Here is a 20,650-nt window from a genome sequence, read left to right as displayed (position 1 = left end):
CTTCTGATGACTTGACTTATGCATCCGATCGCTTCGGATCGTCTCCTGCACTCTTCGGGCTGGTGTCGGATCCCCGCCCCTCCCGCGGCGCCAGCCGGTCCGAGACGATGTTCACGATCCGCCGGCCCCCGACGCCGATGGCGATGAGCCCGAGCCCGTCGAAGAGCAGCGCCAGCGAGAAGAACGTGCCGAGGACGTACAGGCTGCTGCGCGGCCAGTCGAACAGCACGAGCAGGCCCAGCAGGATGCCGAACGCGCCCTGGAGCAGGGTCCAGCCGAACTGCGGGCCGCGTACGACCACGCTGCCCACCAGCCGGAACACCCCGCCCGTCAGGAAGAGCAGCGCGGCGAACATCGTCAGCGCCTCCGCCGACTCGCCCGGGTGGCGGATGACGACGAACCCGGCGGCGATGTTCAGCGCGGCGACCACCGCGGCCAGCCAGAAGTAGCTGGTGCCGCGCGACTCGATGGCGTGCAGCAGACCCACGGCGCCGCCGACGAGCAGCAGCCAGCCGAAGAGCAGCATGGTGGTGAGGGTGGCGACACCGGTGTAGACGAGCCCGACCAGACCACCGAGCACCAGGATCACGCCGAGGAAGGCCAGCCAGCCGAAGCTGCGGCGGAGCCTCCTCTCCTCCCGGACGTGGTCGGGCGTCCCGGGCGCCTCGTGCATGCCGGGCATACCGGCTGTGCCGGGCGTCCCGGGATCGCCGGGGTTACGGGGGCCACCGGGTGTGCCGGGATGGCCAGAGGCGCCGGGGCTGCCGGGTTTACGGGGGTTACCGGGATTGCCGGGGTCACCAGGTGTGCCGGGGTTGGTCTCGGCCATCAGCGCCTCGCCTCCGTGCTGCCGCGTCGCCCCCCTCGCGTGCTCTCCGTGGCGCCCCCTTCCTGATCGTACGGTCGGGGCCTGCGGATAGCATCCGGCGCATGGAGCCGCAGCTGAAGCTGACCGTCGACGACGGGGTCGCCACCGTCGTCATCAGCAACCCCGACAAGCGCAACGCCATGACCGCCGGGATGTGGCGTGAGCTGCCCGAGCTGCTGGTGCGACCGGCCGGCGACCCCGCCGTACGGGCGCTGGTGCTGACCGGTGAGGGCGCCACCTTCTGCGCGGGCGCGGACATCTCGACGCTGAGCGAACCGGGTGACGAGCAGCGGGCGCTCGCGGTCCACGCCGAGGAGGCGCTCGCCGCGTTCCCCAAGCCGACGCTGGCCGCGGTGCGCGGCTACTGCGTGGGCGGCGGCAGCCAGCTGGCCGCCGCGTGCGATCTGCGGTTCGCGGAGGAGGGAGCGCTGTTCGGGGTGACGCCTTCGAAGCTCGGCATCGTCTACCCCGCGTCGTCCACCCGGCGGCTGGTGTCGCTGGTGGGGCCGTCCACCGCCAAGTACCTCCTGTTCTCCGGCGAGTTGATCGATACGGAGCGGGCGCTGCGCACGGGGTTCGTGGACGAGGTGCTGCCGCCGGGCGAGCTGGCCGGACGGGTGGCCGAGTTCGCCCGGGTCCTGGTGGCGCGGTCGCAGCTGACGCAGGCGGCGGCGAAGGAGTTCGCGGCGGGCCGCACCGACCGGGACGCGTACTGGGCGGAGCAGGCGCACGGCAGCGGCGACACCGCGGAGGGTGTCGCCGCGTTCCTGGAGCGCCGGGCGCCGCGCTTCACCTACGCGGTACCGAAGGCGCCCTGAGCCGGGCCGGTCACCCGCGGGCGGCGACGACCTTCTCCGCCTCGCGGCGCCAGTACGCCACGACGTCGGCGGGCGCCTTCTCCGGGGAGCCCGCGTCGTACGGCGGCTGCGGGTCGTACTCGGTGAGGAGCTGCACGGTCTGCGCGGCCGTGTCGCCCGCGATGCGGCCGAACAGGTGCAGCGCCATGTCGATGCCGGACGAGACCCCGGCGGCCGTCACGTACTTGCCGTCGAACACGACCCGGTCGCCGGTCGGCTCGGCGCCGTGCTCGGTGAGGTCGTCCAGCGACAGCCAGTGGCAGGTGGCGCGGCGCCCCGTGAGCAGCCCCGCGCCCGCCAGGACCAGCGAACCGGTGCAGACGGAGGTGGTCCAGGTGGTGGTCCGGTCGGCCGCCCTGAGCCAGTCGAGCAGCTCCTCGTCGCGCATGGCCTGACGCGAGCCGGGGCCGCCCGGTACCAGCACGATGTCGGGGTTCCGCACCTCGGCGAGGGCGCGGTCGGCGGTGAGCGCGAGGTTGCCCTGGTCGTTGCGGACGGATCCGGTCTCCTTGGCGACGAACACGGCCTCGGCGCCGGGCAGGCGGCTCAGCAGCTCGAAGGGGCCGACGGCGTCGAGCGAGGTGAACCGGTCGTAGAGGAGCACGGCGATCTGCATGGGGTTCCTTCCGGACGGTCGGTCGGTCGGTCATGACGGTGTCGGGCCCCGCGCGGCCGGGTCAGGCGGGCGCGGCGGACGACAGCGGGACGTGGAAGCGGCGCCGGTACTCGGCGGGTGGTGTGCCGAGCGCCTTGACGAAGGCGCGGCGCATCGCCTCGGCGGTGCCGTAGCCGCTGGAGCGGGCGACCTCGTGGACGCCGTGGCCGGTCTCCTCCAGGAGCCGCCGCGCGTGTTCGAGGCGGACGCGGTCGACGTACCGGCCGGGTGTCATCCCGGTCTCGGCGCGGAAGGCCCGGGCGAAGTGGCGCGGCGACAGCCGGGCGCGGGCGGCCAGCGCCTCGACCGACAGGTCGGCCATCGGGTGTTCGGTGATGAACTGCTGGAGGTCGCGCAGGGGTGCGCGGCGGGCGGTCTGGGCCGCGAGCTGGGCGCTGAACTGGGCCTGGTTGCCGGGGCGCCGCAGGAACACCACGAGGTGGCGGGCCACGGCGAGTGCCGTGTCACGGCCGAGGTCCTCCTCGACCAGCGCCAGCGCCAGGTCGATGCCGGCGGTGACGCCCGCCGATGTGGCGATGTCGCCGTCCCTGACGAAGATCGGCTCCGGGTCGACGTCCACGGCCGGGTGGCGGCGGGCGAGGTGGTCGCAGTGCGCCCAGTGCGTGGTGGCGCGGCGCCCGTCGAGGAGGCCCGCGTCGGCGAGGAGGAGCGCCCCGGTGCAGACGGAGACCAGCCGCTCGGCGCGCGGTCCGTGGATGCGGAGCCAGTCGATCAGTTCCGGGGCGGGCGCGCGGGTGCCGGGACCGCCGGGGACGATGAGGGTGTGCGGGGGTACGGCCGTGTCCAGCGGTCCGTCCGGGAGCAGCCGCAGCCCGCTGTGGGCGCGCACGGGCGCGCCGTCGAGCGAGGCGGTGCCGATCCGGTACGCGGCGGGGTCGCCGCCGAGGTGGGTGGCGCCCGAGAAGACCTCCACCGGTCCGGTGACGTCCAGGCTCTGCACGCCGTCGAAGAGGACGACGAGTACGGATCGCTCGGTCATGCCTCTCATCCTCGGGACGGCCGGGCGTGTCCGCAATGACGAGCACCCCACCTTTCCTGCCACGCCGCCCTCGTGCCGGGCGTGGCCGGGTCGCCGTCCGAGGGGCTGACTGCATACCAACCAGTCGGTAACGTGACGGGTATGACGACTCTGCCGCGCACCGGACGCCGCTGCCACCACGCCCTGAACCTGTTCCACTCCGCCGTGTACTTCTCGCCGGACTACGACCGCGAACTCGCGGAGATCGGCATCGCCGACTCCCACGCGGCCTACTTCGCCGGACGCGCCGCCGCCATGGGCGCGGTCGGCCCGGGCGTGGTCGCGGCGACCTTCTACAACTTCAACCACGAACTGGTAGCCCGGCACCTGCCGGCGGTGTGGCGGACGGCGAGCCCCGAAGCCGTGCTCGCCGCCCGGCTGCGGGCCGTCGACACCACGTTCCGGCGCCTCATCGGCGACGACACCGTCACGTCCGACGCCATGGCCGAGGCCGCCGGGCTCGCCCTGCGCGCCGCCGAGGCGTGCACCCGGCACGCCCGGCCGCTGTACGCCGCGCACGCGGACCTGCCGGTGCCCGATGAACCCCTCCTCGCCTACTGGCACGCCGCGACCCTGCTGCGCGAGCACCGGGGCGACGCGCACCTGGCCGCCCTGCTGGACGCCGGACTGGACCCGCTGGAGGCCGTGGTCAGCCACACGGCGACCGGCAACGGCATCGCACCGCGCTGGGTCCTCGCCACCCGGGGGTGGCGGCAGGCCGACTGGGACGCGGCGGTGGACCGGCTGCGGGAGCGCGGCGTACTGGACGGGACCGGCGAACTCACCGAGGACGGCCGGGCGCTGCGGGAGCGGTTGGAGGAGCACACCGACCGGCTCGACGCGGGCCCGTGGGAGCACCTCGGCGCGGCCGGCGTCGAGCGGCTGACCGAGCTCGGGCGCGGCTTCCTCAAGGCCGCGGTGGCCGCGGGCGCGTTCCCGGCCCGGCTGACCGGCAGGGGCTGACGGCCGCCGCGACGGCGCCGTACGCGACACGGCCGGGCGTGAGCGGGCAGAATGCGGGCTCGGAAGCTTGAGGCACGAGAAGGCGAGTCGGGACACCGTGACGACGTCCATCGAAGGCAGGATCGCCGAGGAGCTCGGCGTACGCGAGCGGCAGGTGAAGGCGGCCGTCGAGCTGCTCGACGGCGGTTCGACCGTGCCGTTCATCGCGCGCTACCGCAAGGAAGCGACCGAGATGCTCGACGACGCGCAGCTGCGCACGCTCGAGGAGCGGCTGCGCTATCTGCGGGAGCTGGAGGACCGGCGGGCCGCGGTCCTCGACTCCGTACGGGAGCAGGGCAAGCTCACCGAGGCGCTGGAGGCGATGATCCGGGCGGCCGACACCAAGGCCCGCCTGGAGGACATCTACCTCCCGTTCAAGCCCAAGCGCCGCACCAAGGCGCAGATCGCCAGGGAGGCCGGGCTCGAACCGCTGGCCGACGGGCTGCTCGGCGACCCGTCGGTGGAACCGCTCGCCGCGGCGGCGGCGTTCGTCGACGCCGACCGGGGCGTCGCGGACCCGGCGGCCGCGCTGGAGGGCGCGCGGGCCATCCTCACCGAACGGTTCTCGGAGGACGCCGACCTGATCGGCGAGCTGCGCGAGCGGATGTGGACCCGCGGGCGGCTGGTCGCGAAGGTCCGGGAGGGGAAGGAGGAGGCGGGCGCCAAGTTCGCCGACTACTTCGACTTCGCCGAGGGCTTCACCAAGCTGCCGTCCCACCGGGTGCTGGCGATGCTGCGCGGTGAGAAGGAGGACGTCCTCGATCTGGTCCTGGAGCCGGAGGAGCCGGTCGAGGGCCCGTCCACGTACGAGGGGACGGTGGCCCGGCGGTTCGGGATCGCCGACCGGGGCAGGCCGGGCGACAAGTGGCTGGCCGACACCGTCCGCTGGGCGTGGCGGACCCGGATCCTGGTGCACCTGGGCATCGACCTGCGGCTGCGGCTGCGCACGGCGGCCGAGGACGAGGCGGTGCGGGTCTTCGCCGCGAACCTGCGCGACCTGCTGCTCGCCGCACCGGCCGGGACGCGCGCCACGCTGGGTCTCGACCCCGGGTTCCGCACGGGGGTGAAGGTCGCCGTGGTCGACGCCACCGGCAAGGTCGTGGCGACGGACACGGTCTACCCGCACGTGCCGCAGAACAGGTGGGACGAGTCGCTGGCGAAGCTGGCCCGGCTGGCGAAGGAGCACGCGGTCGAGCTGATCGCCATCGGCAACGGCACCGCGTCCCGCGAGACCGACAAGCTGGCCGGTGAACTCGTCGCCAAGCACCCGGAGTTGAAGCTCACCAAGGTGATGGTGTCGGAGGCGGGCGCGTCGGTGTACTCGGCGTCGGCGTTCGCTTCGCAGGAGCTGCCGGAGCTGGACGTCTCGCTGCGCGGCGCCGTCTCGATCGCCCGGCGGCTGCAGGACCCGCTGGCCGAGCTGGTGAAGATCGACCCCAAGTCGATCGGGGTCGGCCAGTACCAGCACGACCTGTCCGAGGTGAAGCTCTCCCGGTCGCTGGACGCGGTCGTCGAGGACTGTGTGAACGGTGTCGGGGTCGACGTCAACACCGCGTCGGCGCCGCTCCTCTCCCGGGTGTCGGGCATCGGCGCCGGGCTGGCCGAGAACATCGTGGCGCACCGGGACGCGAACGGGCCGTTCCGGTCGCGGAAGGCGCTGAAGGACGTGGCGCGGCTGGGTCCGAAGGCGTACGAGCAGTGCGCCGGCTTCCTGCGGATCCGCGGCGGTGACGATCCGCTGGACGCCTCCAGCGTGCACCCCGAGGCGTACCCGGTCGTCCGCGCGATGGTGAAGTCGACGGGCGGCGGGGTCGCCGCGCTCATCGGCAACACGGGCGTGCTGCGGTCGCTGCGGCCGGACGACTTCGTGAACGACACGTTCGGTCTGCCGACGGTCACCGACATCCTGCGGGAACTGGAGAAGCCGGGCCGCGACCCGAGGCCCGCGTTCCGGACTGCCACCTTCAAGGACGGCGTCGAGAAGATCGGCGACCTGGCGTCGGGGATGGTGCTGGAGGGTGTCGTCACGAACGTGGCGGCGTTCGGGGCGTTCGTGGACGTCGGTGTGCACCAGGACGGCCTGGTGCACGTGTCGGCGATGTCCAGGACCTTCGTCAAGGACCCGCGCGAGGTGGTGAAGCCGGGCGACGTGGTGAAGGTCAAGGTGCTGGACGTCGACATCCCGCGCAAGCGGATCTCGCTGACGCTGCGGCTGGACGACGAGGCGGTGGCGGCCGGGGCGGCGCCGGGTGAGCCCAGGCGCGAGCGCGGGGACCGCGGTGGCCGTCCGCCCCAGCAGCGCCAGGGCGGCGGCGGCCGCGACCGGCGCGGTGGCGGTGGCGGCGGTGGCGGACGCCAGGGGTCGGCCGCTGGTCCGGCCCCCGCGAACAGCGCGATGGCGGACGCTCTGCGCAAGGCGGGCCTCCTGGACGGCGGCGGCAAGCGCCGCCGCTGAGCCCACGCGCGGGCCCGGGGCGGGCGGGGGGGCTCCCCGCCCGCCCCTTCGCGCCCTGTGGCCGAGGTGCGGGAGCGACCGGTCCATGTGACCCTGGCCGCGTCGCCGGACCGTCCGACGACGGAGACGGAGACGGCCATGAACCAGATCGGGGACAAGCCCGAAGAGGTCCGCAGGCACCAGGAGGAGGAGAAGCGGCAGGCCCGGAAGGGCGGGCGCGAGCCCGACGAGCGGGCGGCCGACACGTCGGAGCGGGACCGCGCCGGGGGCGCCGTGCCGGACGACGAGGCGTACAGCACCTTCGACGCCTACGAGGAGCCCGAGGACCGCCCGTAGAACCTCGTGGGAGCGGCTCCGGTCACCGCGGTCACACCTCGGTGACCTTGCCTTCCGCGACCTCGACACGCCGGGTGACGTGCACCGCGTCCAGCATGCGCCGGTCGTGCGTGACCAGGAGCAGTGTCCCGGCGTACGTGTCGAGGGCGGCCTCCAGCTGTTCGATGGCCGGCAGGTCGAGGTGGTTCGTCGGCTCGTCCAGGACCAGCAGGTTCACCCCCCGGCCCTGGAGCAGGGCCAGCGCCGCCCGGGTGCGCTCCCCCGGGGACAGGGTGGTGGCAGGGCGCAGGACGTGGGCGGCCTTGAGGCCGAACTTGGCCAGCAGGGTGCGCACCTCGGCCGGCTCGGTGTCGGGTACGGCCGCGCAGAACGCGTCCAGCAGGGACGCGGAGCCGTGGAAGAGCCGGCGCGCCTGGTCGACCTCGCCGACGACCACGCCGGAGCCGAGCGCCGCGTGACCGGCGTCCAGCGGGAGCCGGCCGAGGAGCGCGGCCAGCAGCGTCGACTTGCCCGCGCCGTTGGCGCCGGTGATGGCGACCCGGTCGGCCCAGTCGATCTGGAGGGTGGCCGGGCCGAACGTGAAGTCGCCGCGCCGCACCTCGGCGTCGCGCAGGGTCGCCACGACGGCGCCGGAGCGCGGCGCGGCCGTGATCTCCATGCGCAGTTCCCACTCCTTGCGGGGTTCGTCCACCACGTCGAGGCGTTCGATCATGCGCTGCGTCTGGCGGGCCTTGGCGGCCTGCTTCTCGCTGGCCTCGCTGCGGAACTTGCGGCCGGTCTTGTCGTTGTCGGCGGCCTTGCGGCGGGCGTTCTTCACGCCCTTGTCCATCCAGCCGCGCTGCATCTGGGCGCGCCCTTCGAGGGCGGCCTTCTTGTCCGCGTACTCCTCGAACTCCTCGCGGGCGTGCCGGCGGGCGGTCTCGCGTTCTTCGAGGTACGCCTGGTAGCCGCCGCCGAAGAGGGTGACGGTCTGCTGGGCGAGGTCCAGTTCGAGGACCCTGGTGACCGTACGGGTCAGGAACTCGCGGTCGTGGCTGATGACCACCGTGCCGGCGCGCAGACCCCGGACGAAGCCCTCCAGCCGTTCCAGGCCGTCCAGGTCCAGGTCGTTCGTCGGCTCGTCCAGCAGGAACAGGTCGTAGCGCGAGAGCAGCAGCGAGGCCAGCCCTGCGCGGGCGGCCTGGCCGCCGGAGAGCGAGGCCATCGGCTGGTCCAGGTCCACGGTGAGGCCGAGGGACGCGGCGACCTCGTCGGCGCGCTCGTCCAGGTCGGCGCCGCCGAGGTTCAGCCAGCGGTCCAGGCTGACGGCGTAGGCGTCGTCGGCGCCGGGCGTCCCGTCGACCAGGCCCTGGGTGGCCGCGTCCATGGCCTCCTGGGCGGCGGTGACGCCGGTGCGGCGGGCGAGGAAGGCCCGTACCGTCTCGTCCGCGCGGCGCTCCGGCTCCTGCGGGAGGTGGCCGATGGTGGCGGTGGCCGGGGAGAGGCGCAGCTCGCCCTGTTCCGGCGTGTCCAGGCCGGCGAGCAGCCGCAGCAGAGTGGACTTGCCGGCGCCGTTCACCCCGACGAGCCCGATGACGTCGCCGGGTGCGACGACGAGGTCGAGGCCGGAGAAGAGGGAGCGCTCGCCGTGGCCGGCGGCGAGGTCCTTGGCTACGAGGGTTGCAGTCATCAGGAGGCCGATCCTAGGCGGTGCCCGCACGGGACGGCTCCGCTACGGTCGCGGGCATGGGAGACGGACGCGGCGGTGTGATCGTGGTGGGCGGCGGCGTCATCGGGCTGACGACGGCGCTCGTGCTGGCGGAGCGGGGCGCACGGGTACGGGTCTGGTCGCGGGATCCGGCCGCCGGGACGACGTCCGCGGTGGCCGGGGCGCTGTGGTGGCCGTACCGAGTCGAGCCCGTGGAGCGGGTCGACGCGTGGGCGCCGGTCTCTCTGCGCGTCTACGAGCGGCTCGCTCGGGACGCGGAGCGGACGGGCGTACGGATGGTTCCGGGCGTCCACGCGGACATGGAGCCGGCGGGGCTCGGGCCGTGGGCGGCGCGGGTCGCGGGGCTGCGGCGGGTGGGGGCCGGCGAGGTGCCGGGCGGTTACCGGACGGGGGTCGCCGCGACGCTGCCGCTGATCGACATGCCGGTGCATCTGGAGTGGCTGCGCTCCCGGCTGGTCGCGGCGGCCGGCACCGTCGAGATCCGTACCGTGACGGATCTCGGGCAGGCGGCGGCCGAGGCGGACGTGGTCGTGAACTGCGCCGGCCTGGCCGCCCGCGAGCTCGTACCCGACGCGGCTCTGCGGCCGGTGCGCGGGCAGCTGGTGCTGGTGGAGAACCCGGGCGTCGAGGAGTGGTTCACGGCGGCGGACGCCGCTTCGAGCGCGACGACGTACTACTTTCCGCAGCCGGGCCGGCTGGTCCTGGGCGGTACGGCCGAGGACGGCGACTCGCGGACGGCGCCCGATCGGACGACGGCCGCCGCGATCGTGGAGCGGTGCGCGCGGATCCGCCCGGAGATCGCCGGCGCGCGGGTACTCGGGCACCGCGTCGGCCTGCGGCCCGTGCGGGCGGGCGGGGTGCGGATCGCGGCCGAGCGGCTCCCGGGAGGCGGGCTGCTGGTGCACAACTACGGCCACGGCGGAGCGGGCGTGACGGTCGCGTGGGGCTGCGCGGAAGAGGCCGCGGACCTGGCGGCCCCGGCCACCCGCTGACGGCCCGGTCACACAGGACCGGCGCGCGGCGAACCGCCGGGGGCGGGGCGACCGGTGACCTCGACCGATCACCCCGCTCCCGCTTCGTCAGCAGTGTGCGGCCGGCTCCCCCTCCGTGAGGTGGTGGGTCGCACGGGGGTCGAGCAGCAGCGGTACCAGTGCCCGCTGCTGCTGCCGGAGCGGAACGAGCATGCCCCGGCCGTCCCGGGCGGGCGCCGACACCACGCCGTGCAGGGCGAGTTCGTCCTTGACGTCGGCGTACCGGGCGGCGTCGAGGCGGTAGCCGCAGGGCGGGTCGGCGAGGGTCTCCGCCGGTTCCGGGGGGTCGTTGTCGGCGCCGCCGAGGAACACCGGCCCCCGGTCGGCGAGTCCGGCGAGCCGCGCCGTCGTCGTGGCCGCCTCGATCGCCGTACGCCGCTCCGTCACGAAGGCGAACGCGCCTTCGAGTCCGGCCAGGTGACCGCGCACCCGGCGCAGGTTGTTGACGGCGGGGTCCCGCCGCTCCTCCTCCGTGAGCGGCTGGACGCGTGTCTCGACCAGCAGCCCGACGGCGTGTTTGAGGCCCGTCGTGTTCCGCAGGATGCGCTCCTGGCCGTCACCGGCGACCTGTTTGAGGGGTTCCCCGGTCACCGGGTCGGTCCAGATGCCGTAGACGCCGGTGTCGTGGCCCGCCCGCTCGGCGGCCGGGCGTACGTAGGACTCCGATAGCGTGCGGGCCTCGTGGTGCACCCGGGCGTGGGCGTTCGGATTGCGCGGCCAGAGCGACAGCAGCGCCTTGGCGTAGTACGGCGGTGTGGCGCTGTACTCGTGCAGGTCGAGGACGACGTCGGGGCGACGGTCCCGGACGACCGCCGCCAGGGCGCGGGCCTCGGCGGTCCGCAGCGCGATGTGGTCGCGGTTGACGTCGACGCCGTCGGCGTTGCCGCGCGTGCCGGCGGCGCGGCCGTCCGGGTTGGCGGTCGGGACGACCAGGACGGTCGTGCGCGACAGGAACCGGCGCGTGGCCGGGGCGTCGGTGTACGCGAGGTCGCGGACCGTCGTCAGGCAGGCCTCGCGGCCGGACGGCTCGTCGCCGTGCTGGGAGCAGACCAGCAGCACGGTGGTGGCGGCGGGCGATGCGCTGCCGATGGTCACGAGCTGGAGGGGCCGGCCCTCCTCGCTGGTGCCGACGGTGCGCATCGTCGTCCGGTCGCTCCCCCGGTCGACCGCGGTGAGGAAGCGCTGCTCCTCCGGCTGGGTCGTCCAGCGGGCGCCACCGCTGGTCTCGAAACCGGTACGGGGCGGCGCGGTGGTGGTGGCGGAGGCGGAGGCCGGGGCGGCGAACAGGGGCAGGGCGAGCACGAGGGCGCCCACCGCGGGCAGCAGGGCGCGTACGCGGGGGCTCATCGGGCGGCTCCGGGGATCCGGCGGGCGGGGCCGGGAGCGCCGACACTGTCCGGGTGGGCGTCGTGCGGCGCGACGGAGGGGGCCGCTCCTGGCAGGCCGGCGAGGAGGAAGGCGGGGGCGCCTCCCACGATCGGCAGCCGTGCCGAGGTACGGGCCAGGTCGAGGGTGAGCGTCGGCGTGGCGGCCGGGGGGTCGATGAGGTTGCGGTCGGTGCCGCCGACGATCAGGGCGAGGCGGTGGCCGGCCGGGACCACGTGGTCGGCCGCGTGCAGGTCGAGGGTGATGGTGTGCGCCCGGCCCGGGGTGAGGGGTCGTCCCCGGCGCGGGTCGGCCCAGTTGCCGAGGTCGGCCCAGCCCCGGCTGAACACGGTGAAGTCGACGCTCCTGGTCTTCGCGCTCGTCTCCTTGTAGCAGGCGCTGTCGCCGGTGGTGCTCGCGCCCCAGCAGGTGCGTTCGGTGAGGGTGGTGATGCCTTCGCCGGACGCCGCGTAGTCGCGGATCGTGTCGGGGCCGAGGTCGACGAGGACCGCCGACAGGTGGGCGGCGGTGGTGGACGGTGTGGCGGTGACCGTGACCGTCGCGGAGCCGGAGAGCCTCAGGGCCCGGCTGAGCGGGCGGGTCACGAACCCGGCCTTCGACCCGGTGGGCGTGTCGACGCTCTGCGCCCACTGGATCTCGCCGATGCCCGGGGCGTCGGTGAACGTCTCCGTCGTGCCGGGTGCGGCCGGGAGCAGGCCGAGGGCGCCGACGCCCGGCTGGGCTCCGGCGCGGGGGCGCAGTGTGGTGGCGGCGGTGCCGGAGGGCGGCCAGACGCGGTCCGTCGACCACTGGTCGGGGGCGCGCTCGATGTCGGCCATCGGTTCGCGGTCGATGCCGTTGTCGTAGCCGAGCAGATGGTGGTCGAACCAGCGGTGCAGGGTGCGCACCCAGTCGGCGCGGCGGAAGTCGAACGGGTCGACGTGTCCCGTCTGGGAGAGCCAGATCTTGCGTTCGACGCCGTGGGCGGCGAGGGCGTCCCACCACTGGCCGACGTGCTTGGCGCGGACGTTGAGGTCCTGCATGCCGTGCACGGCGAAGACGCTCGCCTTCACGCGGGAGGCGTCGGGGACGTGGTCGCGCTCGGTCCACAGCGGCGTCCAGTCGCCGGTGCGCGGCGCGCCGTCGGCCAGCCGCCGCTGCACCGCCTGGCAGCGGGTGCGGGCCTCGGGGCTGTTGACGTAGTTCGCCAGCCGGTCGGGGCCGGAGTTGTAGAGCGGGGCGCCCTTGGCGAAGTAGTAGTCGTACCAGGACGAGATGGCGCCGATCGGGACGATGGTCTTCAGGCCGTCGACGCCGGTCGCGGCGACGCCGTTGGCGACGGTGCCGTCCCAGCTCTTGCCGATCATGCCGGTGGACCCGTCGGTCCAGCCGGTGGCGCGGGCGCGTCCGTCGCCGGTGCGGGTGGTGTAGCCGCGGGCCCGGCCGTTCAGCCAGTCGACGACCGCCTTGGCGGACCGGACGTCGGAGTGTCCGCCGACGTCGACGCAGCCGTCGGAGCGGTTGGTCCCGGCCAGATCGACGGCGACGAAGGCGTAGCCGCGCGGTACGAAGTAGTTGTCGTAGAAGAGCGGGAACTGGACGGGGCCGCCGGCCTCGTCGTACGTCTTCCTCTGGCTCTCGTTGCCGCGCCCGCAGCAGGAGTAGTACGGGCTGGCCACCATGACGACCGGGACCTTGCGGCGCTGCTGCGCGGCCTCACGGGGCCGGATGATGTCGGCGGCCACCCGGTCGTTCCTCCCGTCGCCGTCGCCGTCGAGCCCGGTGTCCACCCAGACGGACTCGCGGATCGCGTCGCCGTACGAGTGGACCGGCCGCGACTCACGGGGTGTCAGGGGCCCCGGGGCCGGGGCGCCCTGCGCGGTGTGCGCCGGGAGCAGGACGGACAGCAGTGCGGCCGCTGCCGCCACCACCAGGGTTCTGCCCGCCATGGGGGTCCCCCCTGCGCGAGCGGAGTCGGGAGATCGGCGGAGGGTTCCCCGCGTACGTATCGGCATGGGCGGAAGGTACTCCGGCCGATCCGCCCGTAAAAGAGTGCGATAAGGAGGCCAAAGGGGTGGAAGGGACACGCCGGGCCACGGTCGTCCATGTCGGCCGGATGGCGATCCCGTTCCCTCGGGGACCATGGACACGGCTGTGGCGGGACGGGCTGAATGGCCCTCAGAAGACCTTCACCCCCGATGACTTGGAGAGCTCTTCGTGCACCGCGGACTGATCGCCCCGAGCGCGCTCGCGACCTCCCTGCTGCTGGTGATCCCGGCATCGGCCGCCGACGCCGTGCCGGGCGCCCCGGGTATCGGCGACCCCTACTACCCGGCCAGCGGCAACGGCGGATACGACGTGTCCCACTACGACCTGCGGTTGAGGTACCAGCCGGCCACCGACCTGCTGGAGGGCACGGCGACGATCCTCGCGACCCCGACGCGGAACCTGTCCCGTTTCAACCTCGACCTCGGGCTGACGGCGAGCGAGGTGCGGGTGAACGGGCGGAAGGCCGCGTTCGCCACCTCGGGCGATCACGAGCTGGAGGTCACGCCCGCCCGGCCGCTCGCCGACGGCGCACCGGTCACGGTCGTCGTGCGGTACGCGGGCAAGCCGTCCCAGGTGCGGATCGACGGCTGGACGGCCTGGCACCGCACCCCGGACGGCGGCGTCGCCGCGCAGCAGCCCGACTCGGCCGTGTGGTGGTTCCCGTCCAACGACCACCCGCTCGACAAGGCGACCTTCGACGTCTCGGTCGCCGTACCGGACGGTACCCAGGCCATCAGCAACGGCGTCCTGCGGGACCGCAGCTCCCGGCTCGGCTGGACGCGCTTCGCCTGGCGCTCCGACCGGCCGCAGGCGACGTATCTGGCCACACTGGCCGTCGGGAGGTTCGACATCACCACCGACACGACGGCGAACGGGCTGCCCGTGCTCAACGCCTACAGCAAGGACCTCGGCGCGAACGCGGGCGCCGCGCGGGCCAGCGTCGAGCGGACGGCGGAGGTCGCCGAATGGCTGGAGGGGCTCTTCGGTCCGTACCCGTTCAACGCGCTCGGCGGCTACGTCCCCCAGGTGGCCAGCGGGTACGCGCTGGAGACGCAGACCAGGCCGTTCTACAGCCCGCGCCAGTTCGCGAACGGCTCGAACGTCTCCGTGGTGGTGCACGAGCTGGCCCACCAGTGGTACGGCGACAGCGTGTCCGTGCACGGCTGGAAGGACATCTGGCTCAACGAGGGTTTCGCCCGGTACAGCCAGTGGCTGTGGTCGGAGCACGAGGGCGAGGGCACGGCGCAGGAGCTGGCGGACCACGTGTACGCGACGCGGGCGGCCGACGACCCGTTCTGGACGGTGAGGCCGGGCGACCCGGGTCCTGACAACCAGTTCCACATCGCCGTCTACGACCGGGGCGCACTGGCCCTCCAGGCCCTGCGGAACGAGATCGGCGACGCGGCCTTCTTCGCGATCCTCAAGGGCTGGCCCGCCGAGCGCGCCCACGGCAACGCGGAGGTCGGCGACTTCGTCGCCTATGCCGAGCGCGTGTCGGGCAGGCCGCTGGCCGCGCTCTTCGACACCTGGTTGTACCAGCCGTCGAAGCCCGGCGCGGCCGCGGCCGAGGCCGCGTCCCTCGCCCCGGCGGTGGCGGCACCCGCCCCGCCCCGGTCCTGGCGGAAGATAGCCGCGACCGACGGCGTGCACGACAGCGGCCACCGTCACCGCTGAGCACGCGGACGGGGAAGACGGCGGGCCGCGCGGGCGGCGCAGGCGGCGGGGGCGCGGGGGGCCAGCAGAGTGAGAGCGCTCTCAGAATCTCCTCGACCGGATATTCTGACCGGTGTACGCCCTGCCGCAGCGCCCCGAGGAGTTCGCTTTGTCCGATCCGACCCCTGGGCCACGTCCCACCCTGGAAGCCGTCGCGGCCCGCGCCGGGGTCTCACGGGCGACGGCCTCACGGGTCGTGAACGGCGGCGCGGGTGTCCGCCAGCCGCTGGTGGACCGGGTCCGCCGGGCCGTCGAGGACCTCGGCTACATCCCCAACCACGCGGCGCGGACGCTGGTGACGCGGCGCAACGGCGCCGTGGCGGTGATCATCGCCGAGCCGGAGTTCCGGGTCTTCTCGGACCCGTTCTTCGAGCAGCAGGTGCGCGGCATCAGCCGCGAGCTGACCGCGCACGACTCACAGCTCGTGCTGCTGTGGGTGGAGGGTCCGGGCGACTACGACCGGATCGCCCGCTACCTGGGTGGCGGCCATGTCGACGGGGCGCTCGCGTTCTCGGTGCACAACGACGACGAGCTGCCGTCGGTGATCCGCCGGGTGCAGGTGCCCGCGGTCTTCGGCGGGCGTCCGGGGTGGCCGGGCGCGGGCGGCGAGCTGGCCGTCCCGTACGTGGACTGCGACAACCGGGGCGGCGCGCGGGAGGCGGTACGGCATCTGGTCGGGCTCGGCCGGCGGCGGATCGCCCATATCGCCGGGCCCCGCGACCAGACGTCGTCGATGGACCGGCTCGACGGCTACCGGGACGTCCTGCTGGACGCCGACCCGGCGCTGCTGGCCCAGGGCGACTTCACCGAGGAGAGCGGCGCACGGGCCATGGCCGAGCTGCTGGAGCGGCGGCCGGACCTGGACGCCGTGTTCGCGGGCAACGACCTGATGGCGTCGGGTGCGCTGCGCGTGCTGCGCGAGCGCGGGCTGCGGGTGCCGGAGGACGTCGCGCTGGTCGGCTTCGACGACATGGCGTCGGTCGCGGAGGCCGCGGATCCGCCGCTGACGACGGTCCGCCAGGACATCGAGGGCATGGGGCGGCTGATGGTCCGGCTGCTGATGCGGGCCCTGAACCAGGACGGCGAGCCCGGGGCGGCGGGTGCCGCCCCGGGCTCGGTGATCACCCCGACGGAGCTGGTCCGCCGGGCGTCCGCGTGAGTTCTCCGCGCACGGGCCGCGGGTCTACTCGTACGGGATGACGAGGACCGAGCGGTCCGTGCCGGTCTGGAGCTTCGCGGTGCCGTTGCCGATGGCGTGCCAGACCTCCAGGCGCACGGTGCCGTTCCTGAGGGCGCCGAGCGTGCCGGTCGCCGCCTTCAGCCCACGGGACTCGTTGTACTCCTCCCAGCCGGTCACCGGGTCGGTCGCGAAGTAGTGGTATGTCTCCGTGCGGTCGAAGGTGCCGTCACCGGTCAGGTCGTAGCTGACCCGGGCCTGCTGGCCGAGTGCGACCGCGGTGCCCGCGTCGACCTGGAGGCGGAACGCGGTGGCCGCACCCGGCCGGAGGGTGCCCGTCACGTTGCGGACCTCGTACACCAGCGGCAGGTACGGGGTGCCGTCGTGGTTGGCGCCGCCCGCCGACGCGATGGTGTCGCTGCCCGCGGTGCCGCCGGTGGCGGTGGTCAGGGTGCCACCGGTGCGCAGCTGGAACGTGTTGCCGGTGGACGGGCCCGGGTCGGTCGGGTCGGGGTCGGTGCCGCCGGTCCCGGTGCCGGTCGCGGTGGAGCGGGCCGGGACGGTGAGCCTGGCGCCGTCGGAGAAGGTGACGGTACGGGCGGTGGAGCCGTGGTTGTGCGCGGCGTAGGTCCGTACCGTGCCCTTGGTGAAGACCGCCGAGGTCGGCAGGTCGCCGGTCACGGTCGCGTCGGGGGCGCCGAGCGTGTTGAGGGTCGTGATCCAGTGGTAGGTGTGCGCCTTGGACTCGCCCTGTTCGGGGGTGTAGTCGCCACCCGACGCGTCCCACTTCGCCTTGGCGGCGCCCGGGTCGGCGAGGGACTGGAACTCCCAGAGGATGTCGCGCCATTCGACGGCGGGGCCGCCGTTCTCGCGTTCCATCTCGGCGATGTTGCGGCGGATGGCGCTCTTGTGGCCGCCGAGGTGGAGCGATCCGCCGGTCACCGGCAGGACGTTGATGCCGTGGATCTCCTCGGGGTTCGCGGTCCACCAGGTCGCGTAGGCGACGCCGCTGCCCCACACCATGCCGGCCGTGTCATGGCCGAAGGAGGCCGGGAAGACCTGCTGGTCGGCGTCGAACCAGTACTGGGCGATCGCCTCCGACTCGGTGGTGAGGAGGTAGGTGCCGAGGTCGCGCAGGGCGGTGTCACCGGTGGCGGCGCCCCACAGGACGAGTCCGGCGCTGAGGTTGGTGGACTCGGACGAGGACTCCTGGTTGTTGCCGGCCGCGAAACCCTGGTGCCCGGAGGCCCAGCTGTGGCCCGCGTACACGTCGAAGCCGCGCAGGAAGGGAAAGGCCGAGTCGGTGCGGCTGGGGTTGGCGGAGTCCCGTACGAGGGTCTTCACCATGCCGCCCCAGGCGGAGTCGGCGGCCCAGGCCGGGTCGTACTGGGCGACGATCGCCGCCGCGTAGACGTAGTACGAGTAGTGGAAGTGGTGGTCGTTGAGCTCGGTGTCGCTGCCGTACGAGGCGGGGTAGCCGATCAGGGTCCGCCAGGTGCGGTCGTAGGAGAACTCGTTGGCGCCGCCCGCCGTGAACCAGTCCTGGAGCCGGCCCTTCATGAGGCCGATGAGCTTGTCACGGGTGCCGGTCTCGCCGATCTGCTCGGCGATCGGGACGAGCTGGGCCAGCCGGCCGAGCGCCTTGCCCGTCCAGTACGTGTCGGTGGCGCCGGAGAACGGGTCGGCGGCGTTGGCGACCTCGCCCAGGTAGCCGCGCAGCCGGGCCGTGTCGACGCCGGACGCCTTGGGGAGCGCGGGCAGGACACCGGCGGCGCGCTGGCTCGTGGTGAAGGCGCGGGCCTCGCGGACCTTCATGGTGCCGCGCGGCGAGACGTATGTGTACGGGGTGAGCGGGTCGGTGGTGTGCAGCCACTGGTGGCGGTAGAGCGCCTGGAGGGTGCCGGTCTCGGTGCCCTCCTGGGCCTGGGTGGTGAGGGTGTAGGTGGCGCGGACGGTGCCGCCCGTGGAGCTCCAGGTGGCGCGCGAGTCGGTGACGAAGCTGTACGCGTACTTCTTGAACGTGGCGAGGGCGCCGGTGGAGGGCAGGACGGCGAGGGAGAAGTAGTCCTTGCCGCCGAGGCCCGCGGTGATCGTGGAGCCGGAGACGGACCAGTCGGTGCCGGTGGGCGCGAACAGGGCGTAGTGGTGGCCGGCGACGGTGATGCCGAGGACGTTGCCCTGGTCGGCGAAGACCGTCGGCGCGGTGGCGGTGGTGACGCGGGCGCTGCCGCCGGTGCCCTTGGCGTATACGAAGGGCAGGCCGTGGCCGATCGTGGTGCGGAGCGTGCGGGCGCCGTCGGACCAGTAGGGCGTGACGGTCCAGTCGGACCAGGCGTCGGCCTTGGTGTCGGGTGAGTTGAGCCCGGTCAGGCCGAGGGTCAGGTCACGCTTGTGAGCGTACTCGTACTGTCGGCCGTCGCCGACGATGGCGGGGCTGGTGGGGTAGCCGATGTCCAGGCCGGCGGCGGTGGCCTGGTAGGTGAGCGGGTGGCCGTACATGGGGGTCGAGTAGGGGTTGTCACCGTAGCGCTGGAAGGCGAGCGAGGACCACCAGTCGTTGGTGGGCACCGGCCTGCCCTGGGCGGCCGGGGTGACCTTGGGGGTGACGGGGGTTCCGGTGTTGGTGGTGGGGCCCGAGGTGCCGGGTGGGCGGGTGTCGGAGTAGCTGCCCGCGCCGACCGGGACGGTCGCGGCGGCGGCCGGGGACGCGGCGGGACCCGCCAGGCCGACGGCGGCCAGGACGGTGGCGAGGGTCAGGGTGAGGGGGATGGTGAGGACGCCTGTGCGGGGGGTTCTCATGGGGGTCACCTCATGGTGAAGGCGGCGGGAGAGGCTTTTCGAGAGCGCTCTCAGATGCCCTGGAACGTAAAACTCCTGAAACATCGCTGTCAATACGGAGGACAGAGACCAGAGTTGGGGCGGAGCCGGGGGTACCGCCCAGTCGTTACGCGTTCGAGTCTTGACGGGGGGCGGGTGGGAGAGGCACGCTCCAGACACATTCTTGAGAGCGCTCTCAAGCGTTCTCAGGCGTTGTTCAGCACTTCGAAGCCAAGGGAGGCTTCCCATGCCCATCGCCCGAGCCGCCAGAAGGGGCGCCAGAACGGGCGCCGGAAGAGCCGCCGTACGCATCGGTGCGGTCGTGCTCACCGGGGCGCTGCTCGCCGCCTGTGGATCCGGCGCGTCGGACGGGGCGTCCGACAGCGCCGGAGGCAAGGTGACGCTGACGGTCGACCTCTTCGGGTCGTTCGGCTACAAGGAGGCCGGCCTCTACGCCGAGTACGAGAAGCTGCACCCCGGCGTCACCATCAAGCAGACCGACACCGAGGACGAGCAGGACTACTGGAAGTCGCTGCAGACCCGGCTGGCGGGAGGCGGCGGGCTCGCCGACGTCCAGGGCATCGAGGTCGGCCGGATCGCGTCCGTCACCCAGCAGCAGGCGGACAAGTTCGAGGACCTCACGAAGTACGGGGCGGACGGGCTCAAGGACCAGTTCGCCGAGGCCAAGTGGTCCGCGGCGACCACCAAGGACGGCCGCGTCCTCGGCCTCGGCACCGACGTCGGCCCCGAGGCCATGTGCTACCGCACCGATCTGCTCAAGCAGGCCGGACTGCCCACCGACCGGCGGGAACTCGCCGCGAAGTGGGCCACCTGGGACGGGTACCTGGAACTCGGCAAGCAGTACCAGGCGAAGGCACCCGCCAAGAGCGCGTGGCTGGACAGCGTGGGCAGCCTCTACACGATCATGATCGGCCAGGAGGAGGAGCGCTACTACGACGCCTCCGGCAAGCTGGTCTACGAGGACAACCCGGCCGTCAAGACCGCGTGGGACACCGCCGCGAAGGCCGCCGGCGCCGGCCTGAGCGCCAAGCTCGACCAGTGGTCGCCGCAGTGGAACCAGGCGTTCGCCGCCGGCTCGTTCGCCACCATCCCGTGCCCCGCGTGGATGCTCGGCTACATCAAGGGCCAGGCCGGTGACGCGGGCAAGGGCAAGTGGGACATCGCCAAGCTGCCCGGTGGCGCCGGGAACTGGGGCGGGTCGTACCTGACCGTGCCGCGCGCCGCCAAGCACAAGAAGGAGGCCTACGAGCTGATCAAGTGGCTCACGGCGCCCGAGCAGCAGGCGAAGCTCTTCGAGAAGCAGGGCAACTTCCCGTCGTCGACGGGCGCCATCGCCAAGGTCGCGGACGCCAAGGACCCGTACTTCTCGGACGCGCCGATCGGGCAGATCTTCGGCGACGCGGCCAAGGCCGCCCCGGTGCAGGTCCTGGGGGTCCACGACAAGAACGTCGCCGACCAGATCACGAACGCGCTCAGCGAGGTCGAGCGCAAGGGCACCGACCCGGACAAGGCCTGGGCCAACGCCAAGAAGGGCGTCGACAACGTCATCGGCTGACC

At 73.4% G+C, this 20,650-nt stretch carries 15 protein-coding genes; 8 read left to right on the top strand and 7 right to left on the bottom strand.

Features of this window, described 5'->3' with window-relative positions; all coding sequences use genetic code 11:
• Nucleotides 1-16: 16 nt before the first annotated feature.
• A complete protein-coding gene (locus tag ACGF5U_RS21155) occupies nucleotides 17-673 on the bottom strand; it encodes an HdeD family acid-resistance protein (protein WP_392711473.1) in 657 nt (218 codons plus the stop codon).
• Between the two features lie 257 nt (nucleotides 674-930).
• On the opposite strand from ACGF5U_RS21155, the gene ACGF5U_RS21150 reads away from it, so the two are divergent.
• Nucleotides 931-1,686 carry an enoyl-CoA hydratase/isomerase family protein gene (locus ACGF5U_RS21150; RefSeq protein WP_392711472.1) on the top strand — a complete coding sequence of 252 codons (756 nt, stop codon included), beginning with the start codon at nucleotides 931-933 and terminating at the stop codon, nucleotides 1,684-1,686.
• 10 nt (nucleotides 1,687-1,696) lie between these two features.
• Here ACGF5U_RS21150 and ACGF5U_RS21145 read toward each other — a convergent pair whose 3' ends face one another.
• Together ACGF5U_RS21145 and ACGF5U_RS21140 are read right to left on the bottom strand one after the other, a co-directional pair.
• On the bottom strand, nucleotides 1,697-2,341 hold the full coding sequence (locus ACGF5U_RS21145) for a DJ-1/PfpI family protein (RefSeq protein WP_392711471.1): 645 nt from the start codon (nucleotides 2,339-2,341) through the stop codon (nucleotides 1,697-1,699).
• Nucleotides 2,342-2,402: 61 nt separating this feature from the next.
• The gene (locus ACGF5U_RS21140; RefSeq protein ID WP_392711470.1) at nucleotides 2,403-3,380 is read right to left on the bottom strand and encodes a GlxA family transcriptional regulator; all 978 of its coding nucleotides are present in this window, start codon (nucleotides 3,378-3,380) and stop codon (nucleotides 2,403-2,405) included.
• Between the two features lie 141 nt (nucleotides 3,381-3,521).
• Here ACGF5U_RS21140 and ACGF5U_RS21135 point away from each other — a divergent pair, with 141 nt between their 5' ends.
• From ACGF5U_RS21135 to ACGF5U_RS21125, 3 genes are all read left to right on the top strand, one after another.
• The gene (locus tag ACGF5U_RS21135) at nucleotides 3,522-4,382 is read left to right on the top strand and encodes a hypothetical protein (RefSeq protein ID WP_392711469.1); all 861 of its coding nucleotides are present in this window, start codon (nucleotides 3,522-3,524) and stop codon (nucleotides 4,380-4,382) included.
• 97 nt (nucleotides 4,383-4,479) lie between these two features.
• Nucleotides 4,480-6,876, top strand: a complete 2,397-nt coding sequence (locus ACGF5U_RS21130; RefSeq protein WP_392711468.1) for a Tex family protein — start codon at nucleotides 4,480-4,482, stop codon at nucleotides 6,874-6,876.
• Nucleotides 6,877-7,014: 138 nt separating this feature from the next.
• Complete coding sequence (locus tag ACGF5U_RS21125; protein ID WP_392711467.1) at nucleotides 7,015-7,212, top strand: hypothetical protein; 198 nt, start codon at nucleotides 7,015-7,017, stop codon at nucleotides 7,210-7,212.
• A gap of 31 nt (nucleotides 7,213-7,243) precedes the next feature.
• Here the strand turns inward: ACGF5U_RS21125 and ACGF5U_RS21120 are convergent, their stop codons facing one another.
• Nucleotides 7,244-8,881, bottom strand: coding sequence for an ABC-F family ATP-binding cassette domain-containing protein (locus ACGF5U_RS21120; RefSeq protein ID WP_392711466.1), 1,638 nt, complete (start codon nucleotides 8,879-8,881; stop codon nucleotides 7,244-7,246).
• Nucleotides 8,882-8,937: 56 nt separating this feature from the next.
• Here ACGF5U_RS21120 and ACGF5U_RS21115 point away from each other — a divergent pair, with 56 nt between their 5' ends.
• A complete protein-coding gene (locus ACGF5U_RS21115; RefSeq protein ID WP_392711465.1) occupies nucleotides 8,938-9,912 on the top strand; it encodes an FAD-dependent oxidoreductase in 975 nt (324 codons plus the stop codon).
• A gap of 87 nt (nucleotides 9,913-9,999) precedes the next feature.
• Here ACGF5U_RS21115 and ACGF5U_RS21110 read toward each other — a convergent pair whose 3' ends face one another.
• Nucleotides 10,000-11,298 carry a M14 family metallocarboxypeptidase gene (locus ACGF5U_RS21110; protein ID WP_392711463.1) on the bottom strand — a complete coding sequence of 433 codons (1,299 nt, stop codon included), beginning with the start codon at nucleotides 11,296-11,298 and terminating at the stop codon, nucleotides 10,000-10,002.
• A complete protein-coding gene (locus ACGF5U_RS21105; RefSeq protein WP_392711462.1) occupies nucleotides 11,295-13,331 on the bottom strand; it encodes a Xaa-Pro dipeptidyl-peptidase in 2,037 nt (678 codons plus the stop codon). Before ACGF5U_RS21105 ends, ACGF5U_RS21110 begins: the two co-directional genes overlap by 4 nt.
• Before the next feature lie 202 nt (nucleotides 13,332-13,533).
• Between ACGF5U_RS21105 and ACGF5U_RS21100 the strand changes: the two genes are divergently transcribed.
• Nucleotides 13,534-15,039 (top strand): M1 family metallopeptidase, encoded by a 1,506-nt coding sequence (locus ACGF5U_RS21100; RefSeq protein WP_392711461.1) that lies wholly within the window; start codon nucleotides 13,534-13,536, stop codon nucleotides 15,037-15,039.
• Nucleotides 15,040-15,187: 148 nt separating this feature from the next.
• Nucleotides 15,188-16,237 (top strand): LacI family DNA-binding transcriptional regulator, encoded by a 1,050-nt coding sequence (locus tag ACGF5U_RS21095; RefSeq protein ID WP_392711460.1) that lies wholly within the window; start codon nucleotides 15,188-15,190, stop codon nucleotides 16,235-16,237.
• 24 nt (nucleotides 16,238-16,261) lie between these two features.
• On the opposite strand, the gene ACGF5U_RS21090 is transcribed toward ACGF5U_RS21095, so the two are convergent.
• Nucleotides 16,262-19,054, bottom strand: coding sequence for a glycosyl hydrolase (locus ACGF5U_RS21090; RefSeq protein ID WP_392711459.1), 2,793 nt, complete (start codon nucleotides 19,052-19,054; stop codon nucleotides 16,262-16,264).
• A gap of 265 nt (nucleotides 19,055-19,319) precedes the next feature.
• Between ACGF5U_RS21090 and ACGF5U_RS21085 the strand changes: the two genes are divergently transcribed.
• Complete coding sequence (locus ACGF5U_RS21085) at nucleotides 19,320-20,648, top strand: ABC transporter substrate-binding protein (RefSeq protein WP_392711458.1); 1,329 nt, start codon at nucleotides 19,320-19,322, stop codon at nucleotides 20,646-20,648.
• Nucleotides 20,649-20,650 lie beyond the last annotated feature (2 nt).

Origin of the sequence: Streptomyces sp. NPDC047886, from assembly GCF_043204435.1 — a bacterium.
In the GTDB taxonomy this organism is placed as follows: domain Bacteria; phylum Actinomycetota; class Actinomycetes; order Streptomycetales; family Streptomycetaceae; genus Streptomyces.
Note: the sequence above shows the minus strand (reverse complement) of the source record. Positions and strands in the feature narration are given on the sequence as shown.

What these genes read in the sequence shown, in the direction of transcription:
- ACGF5U_RS21090 (WP_392711459.1), bottom strand. Translation starts at nt 19,054, where the DNA reads ATGAGAACCCCCCGCACAGGCGTCCTCACCATCCCCCTCACCCTGACC.
- ACGF5U_RS21150 (WP_392711472.1), top strand. Translation starts at nt 931, where the DNA reads ATGGAGCCGCAGCTGAAGCTGACCGTCGACGACGGGGTCGCCACCGTC.
- ACGF5U_RS21115 (WP_392711465.1), top strand. Translation starts at nt 8,938, where the DNA reads ATGGGAGACGGACGCGGCGGTGTGATCGTGGTGGGCGGCGGCGTCATC.
- ACGF5U_RS21110 (WP_392711463.1), bottom strand. Translation starts at nt 11,298, where the DNA reads ATGAGCCCCCGCGTACGCGCCCTGCTGCCCGCGGTGGGCGCCCTCGTG.
- ACGF5U_RS21140 (WP_392711470.1), bottom strand. Translation starts at nt 3,380, where the DNA reads ATGACCGAGCGATCCGTACTCGTCGTCCTCTTCGACGGCGTGCAGAGC.
- ACGF5U_RS21135 (WP_392711469.1), top strand. Translation starts at nt 3,522, where the DNA reads ATGACGACTCTGCCGCGCACCGGACGCCGCTGCCACCACGCCCTGAAC.
- ACGF5U_RS21145 (WP_392711471.1), bottom strand. Translation starts at nt 2,341, where the DNA reads ATGCAGATCGCCGTGCTCCTCTACGACCGGTTCACCTCGCTCGACGCC.
- ACGF5U_RS21120 (WP_392711466.1), bottom strand. Translation starts at nt 8,881, where the DNA reads ATGACTGCAACCCTCGTAGCCAAGGACCTCGCCGCCGGCCACGGCGAG.
- ACGF5U_RS21125 (WP_392711467.1), top strand. Translation starts at nt 7,015, where the DNA reads ATGAACCAGATCGGGGACAAGCCCGAAGAGGTCCGCAGGCACCAGGAG.
- ACGF5U_RS21105 (WP_392711462.1), bottom strand. Translation starts at nt 13,331, where the DNA reads ATGCCGATACGTACGCGGGGAACCCTCCGCCGATCTCCCGACTCCGCT.
- ACGF5U_RS21155 (WP_392711473.1), bottom strand. Translation starts at nt 673, where the DNA reads ATGCACGAGGCGCCCGGGACGCCCGACCACGTCCGGGAGGAGAGGAGG.
- ACGF5U_RS21085 (WP_392711458.1), top strand. Translation starts at nt 19,320, where the DNA reads ATGCCCATCGCCCGAGCCGCCAGAAGGGGCGCCAGAACGGGCGCCGGA.